Origin of the sequence: Escherichia sp. AM3 (assembly GCF_032029835.1) — a bacterium.
GTDB lineage: Bacteria > Pseudomonadota > Gammaproteobacteria > Enterobacterales > Enterobacteriaceae > Escherichia > Escherichia coli.
The window spans coordinates 1-459 of sequence record NZ_JAVUPQ010000566.1 but is presented as its reverse complement, the minus strand read 5'-3'; the positions used below and the strand labels follow the sequence as shown (position 1 = coordinate 459).

Here is a 459-nt window from a genome sequence, read left to right as displayed (position 1 = left end):
ATTATAGGGAATTTGATATCACCTTCGACTTCAACGTGAACAGTAGACAAATGAATTATATCTGCTTTTTCAATAAGGCTATTATAGATTTGACCCCCGCCAGAGACATATACATGATCTGTAACTTTTGATAGCTCTTTCAAAGCATTTTCTATTGAAGGAAAAACTAGGACGTTTTCATTTGAGCTTGAAATTCCGTTCTTTGACACTACTGCATATTTGCGATTTGGAAGAACACCCATAGAGTCAAATGTTTTTCTTCCGACAAGGAGCCATTGATTATATGTGAGCGCTTTAAAGAGTAGTTGCTCACCTTTTACTGACCACGGGATATCAGGACCACTACCGATTACGCCATTTTCTGACACTGCAGAAATCAATGATATTTTCAATTTAACTCCCTTAATGGCTAACTTTGTTTTAGGGCGACTGCCCTGCTGCGTAACATCGTTGCTGCTC

At 38.6% G+C, this 459-nt stretch carries 1 protein-coding gene; it reads right to left on the bottom strand.

The features are described from left to right. The coding region (locus tag RTW80_RS27270; protein ID WP_096246265.1) for a dihydrofolate reductase at window positions 1-392 on the bottom strand (392 nt) is incomplete at its 3' end. Window positions 393-459: the final 67 nt, after the last annotated feature.